The sequence below is a fragment of the Microcoleus sp. LEGE 07076 genome (assembly GCF_015207455.1).
In the GTDB taxonomy this organism is placed as follows: Bacteria; Cyanobacteriota; Cyanobacteriia; order Cyanobacteriales; family Microcoleaceae; genus Microcoleus.
In genome coordinates this window covers 1-4350 of the sequence record NZ_JADEWV010000338.1, presented here as the reverse complement: position 1 = coordinate 4350, position 4350 = coordinate 1, and the positions used below count along the sequence as shown (strand labels likewise).

Here is a 4350-nt window from a genome sequence, read left to right as displayed (position 1 = left end):
ATTAAAGCCAGTATCCGCTGCCATTTGTGCAGTTTCATGATCAATTTGTCGCAAACACCACAGTTTAACATCATACTGTAAGGTGCGCCCGGTCGCGCACCTGACAATTACTCTTCAACCCGCGTCGGCTGGTGAAAGTTTGTCTGGGATCGGTTTCAACCGCCGATCGGCAGTTTCATCACTTGGCGGTAGTGCGCTTCAATTTCGCCCACCATAGGCGATTGACGCTTGCTAGTCCACTCGCTGCGATCGAATAATTCCCGTCTCAAAGCATCAACATCGATCGTTTTTACCTTACCTTCAGCAACAATTTGTTGGCCGTTTACCCAAACGCTGTTTACCGCATTTGTCGGGCGCCCTAATATTAGCAAGCCGATCGGATCGGTGCGCGGCAACAATGATAAACTGGTTAAATCGTACAGCACAAAATCGGCTTTTTTCCCAACAGTCAGCGAACCCATTTCATCGGCGACATTCAAGCCTTTCGCTGCGCCCTGCGATGCCATTTCTACCGACTGGCGCGGTGTAATCCAGTGGCGGTAATCCAAATCCGTGATATTGTGCAAAATCGAACCAATTTTAATCGCTTCCAGCAAATCTTGAGAATCGTTGCTAGCAGCGCCGTCGCAGCCGAAAGATACGTTGACTCCGGCTTTGCGGTATTTCAAAATTGGTGCGATGCCGCTTCCCAAGCGTAGGTTGCTGAGGGGATTGTGTACAACAGTCGATTCAGTTTCTGCCAGAATTGCGATGTCGGAATCTTCCAGCCAGACGCAGTGGGCTAAGGAAGTACGAGGAGTTAAAAAACCTATTTTTTGCAGGTGTTCGACGGCGCTGCAACCGTATTTTTCGTGAGCTAGTTGTTTTTGAGCAGAGGTTTCTAGGAGGTGGGCGTGCAGGCAAATATTGTAGCGATCGCCCAAATCGATGCAGCCTTCAAACAAAGCATCCGAACACAGTTGAATTCCAGTCGGTGCCAACAATATATTAACCCCTTTTTCTGGTTTGTGAAACTGTTTGATGGCTGTTTCCATTAACTCTAAAGTTGCCTTTGTCGGTCGAGTGTAAGCGGCGCGTTCGATCGCGCTATCGCCAGTCGGCATTCCTGCTGTCAGGGATTCATCTTGAATTAACGGCCCGATAAAAGCGCGAATGCCAATTTCTTGATAAGCGCGAACTGCGGCGGCAATTGTCTCTAATTCTTTCCCCGGAATCAGAACTAAATGATCGACTACGCTTGTGCCGCCGGATAGCAAAGTTTCTACCGCTGTTCCCAAGGCGCTCAAGTAAATTTGTTCTGGTTCTAGCGGGGTAAAATCGTACAGTTCGGCAATCCACAACTCCAGCGGCAAAGGAGGAATAATTCCCCGCTGCCACATTTCGGAAGAGTGGGTGTGGGCGTTGACAAAACCGGGCAGCAGCAGCTTATTTTTGCCGTCAATTATTGTTTCAACAGGTTCTAAATTCTGGGCGATCGCACTTATGCAATTATCCACGACTTCCACGTCTGCGGTCTCATAACCGTTCTCAACTGTAACCAAAGCATTTTGGATTGTAAAGCTCACAGATTTACCCTTTTTGTAAATTTATATTGATTTATATTTTATGATTTAATCTCCTTTAATCTCGTTCCCAAGCTCTGCCTGGGAACGCATATCTGGAGGCTCTGCCTCTCGTGTGCTTTACTGGAGGTAGAGCCTCCTACAAGGCATTCCCAGGAGCGGCCTGGGAACGAGCAAATCGTCATGTAAAATAATAATTGTTTTTGAGTCGCGATCGCAATGAATTCTGATTCTCTCCGTACCTTGGGCGTAGCGCCGAATGCTTGGAAAGTTGATGCCAAAATTGCCGACATCACCCGCCCGCAAATTGACCCGCAAATTGTTACCCTAGAAACAGAAACTAAAACCCTGCGTGTGGATTTAGCCAAAGCTGCAATGTTGGTGATAGATATGCAAAATGATTTTTGTCACCCCGACGGTTGGCTAGCGCATATTGGCGTAGATGTAACGCCCGCGAGAAGTCCAATTAATCCTTTAAAGAATTTGCTGCCAAAATTGCGATCGCACGCAATTCCCATTATTTGGATCAACTGGGGAAACCGCCCCGATTTGCTCAATATTAGTGCAGCTTGCCGCCACGTTTACAATCCTACAGGTGACGGCGTAGGTTTGGGAGATCCGCTGCCAAAAAACGGCGCACCAGTATTGATGGCAGGCAGTTGGGCGGCAGCAGTTGTTGATGAATTGGCACAAAAACCGGAGGATATTTGCATTGATAAATATCGGATGAGTGGCTTTTGGGATACTCCTTTAGATAGTATATTGCGGAACCTCGGCAAAACTACACTTTTTTTCGGAGGAGTAAACGCCGATCAGTGCGTCATGGCTACACTGCAAGATGCTAATTTCCTCGGTTACGACTGTATTTTAGTCAAAGATTGTACAGCTACCACATCTCCCGAGTATTGCTGGCAAGCTACTCTTTATAACGTTAAACAATGTTTTGGCTTTTTGTCGGATTCTCAGGCTATGTTAGAAGCAATTAAATAGCAGTCAGTAGTCATTAGTCATTAGTCATTAGTCAGTAGTCAGTAGTTAGTAGTCATTGGGAATTGGGAATTGGGAATTGGGCATCTTGCCCTGAGCGAAGTCGAAGGGTGGGTATATGGCATTGAAAATCGGAGCAAAAAGCATTGGGCCTCTATAACATTCTTGTTTGTCTGATGTTATTTGTGAGTAGCTACCAATGACTGATAACTGATAACTAATAACTAATAACCAATAACCAATAACTAATAACTACTGACTGCTGACTTCTTCCTTCAGCCATAACAACTCACAGCTAACAATAAAAAAATGACAAACCAGTGCATGATTCCGGTTATGAAGTCTCCGAAAGACTACCAAGCATTTCGCATCAGCCCGGGCGATACTAATAGATTGGCAATTGTCTTCGATCCGGCTGCTGCTAATGTTTCATTAACTGTTTGTGTCGAAATCTTCGATGCTGGCGGCAAAACTCCTCCCAACCGCCATCAATTTGCAGTAGAAATGTTTTTTGTACTCAAAGGAAGAGGGCAAGCAACCTGCGACGGCAAAACAGTTAGTATTAAGCCGGGAGATAGTTTGTTAGTGCCTCCAACAGGGACTCACGTGATTGAGAATACGGGAAGCGAACGTTTGTACACTCTGTGCATCATGGTGCCGAATGAGGATTTTGTGGAACTGATTCGCAGCGGTACGCCCGTCGAACTCGACGAGGAAGATATGAGGGTTCTCGGGCGATCGGATGTACTGATTCCGTGCTAGGTTTGCAGTCAGGACTTTAGTCTTTTAATCTCGTTTCTAGGTAGAGCCTTGGAACAAATATCTAGATGCTCTGCCTAGCTTCTTTTTTTCAGGTAAAATAATTTATGACCGTTATATTTCACATTGCTAAAAGCCAACAATGGGAAGCAGCAAAACAGCTTGATTCCTATCGCGGAGATACCTTAGACTCTGAAGGATTTATCCACTGTTCGACAATCCCGCAAATTACTAGAAGTGCCAACAAGTTTTTTGTAGGACAAACAGGATTGCTGTTGCTGTGGATTGACTCAGACAAAGTGCAAGCAGAAGTTAAATATGAACCTGCGGCTGGAGATTTTTATCCGCACATTTACGGGCCGCTGAATGTTGATGCTGTGGTGAAAGTTGTTGAGTTTGCAGCGGGGAAAGATGGCAAGTTTGAATTGCCGGAAGAATTAAGGGATGTTGTTTGAGATGCAGATTTTGCACCATTGTATACTAACTTTTTGGGGCGGGCTAGAAGCCCACCCCACAAGGAATTTTTTTTTTTTGGCGGGCTAGAAGCTCACCCCACAAGAAGAGATTTTATCTTTTTAGGGCGGGCTAGAAGCTCACCCCACAAGGAATTTTGTTTTTTAGGGCGGGCTAGAAGCCCACTCCACAAAAAGAGATTTTATCTTTTTAGGGCGGGCTAGAAGCCCAACCCCTACTCCCCACAAGAAGAGATTTTATCTTTTGTGGAACGGGCATCTTGCCCGTTCTGATTGCTGCAATATATCAATTTAAACTGACTGATTAACTAACTCGGCGGCTAATTTTAAGGCCTCTTCCCGAGTCGCAATTCTCCCCTCTACCCGCGCTAACTGAATCTCTAATAAAAATTGACCGATGCGCGGACTTCTGGGTAAATTCAAATGTTCCATTAAATCATTGCCGGTAACTAATTGTGTCGGATGGGCAATAATATCATCCCTATCGAGATAGCGATTAATTAACAGCGAAATTTCATCAACCGCAACTCCCGCCGCTGCGGCTAAAACTGCTAAAACTGGAAATGCTA

General features: G+C 45.5%; 4 protein-coding genes and 1 pseudogene. 3 read left to right on the top strand and 2 right to left on the bottom strand.

Annotation, left to right across the window (positions count from 1 at the left end):
* Positions 1–155 precede the first annotated feature (155 nt).
* Positions 156–1565 carry an amidohydrolase gene (locus IQ270_RS28585; protein WP_193976502.1) on the bottom strand — a complete coding sequence of 470 codons (1410 nt, stop codon included), beginning with the start codon at positions 1563–1565 and terminating at the stop codon, positions 156–158.
* 216 nt (positions 1566–1781) lie between these two features.
* Between IQ270_RS28585 and IQ270_RS28580 the strand changes: the two genes are divergently transcribed.
* The 3 genes from IQ270_RS28580 to IQ270_RS28570 all read left to right on the top strand — a co-directional run bounded on the left by IQ270_RS28580 (position 1782) and on the right by IQ270_RS28570 (position 3763).
* A complete protein-coding gene (locus IQ270_RS28580) occupies positions 1782–2552 on the top strand; it encodes a cysteine hydrolase family protein (RefSeq protein ID WP_193976501.1) in 771 nt (256 codons plus the stop codon).
* Positions 2553–2858: 306 nt separating this feature from the next.
* Positions 2859–3311, top strand: a complete 453-nt coding sequence (locus tag IQ270_RS28575; protein ID WP_193976500.1) for a cupin domain-containing protein — start codon at positions 2859–2861, stop codon at positions 3309–3311.
* A 104-nt stretch (positions 3312–3415) separates the two neighbouring features.
* Positions 3416–3763 carry a DUF952 domain-containing protein gene (locus IQ270_RS28570; RefSeq protein ID WP_193976499.1) on the top strand — a complete coding sequence of 116 codons (348 nt, stop codon included), beginning with the start codon at positions 3416–3418 and terminating at the stop codon, positions 3761–3763.
* Between the two features lie 309 nt (positions 3764–4072).
* Here IQ270_RS28570 and IQ270_RS28565 read toward each other — a convergent pair.
* Positions 4073–4350: pseudogene (locus IQ270_RS28565) on the bottom strand (CCA tRNA nucleotidyltransferase); the annotation flags it as partial.

Coding starts and splice junctions, on each gene's coding strand:
- IQ270_RS28570 (WP_193976499.1), top strand. CDS start 3,416: ATGACCGTTATATTTCACATTGCTAAAAGCCAACAATGGGAAGCAGCA.
- IQ270_RS28575 (WP_193976500.1), top strand. CDS start 2,859: ATGACAAACCAGTGCATGATTCCGGTTATGAAGTCTCCGAAAGACTAC.
- IQ270_RS28580 (WP_193976501.1), top strand. CDS start 1,782: ATGAATTCTGATTCTCTCCGTACCTTGGGCGTAGCGCCGAATGCTTGG.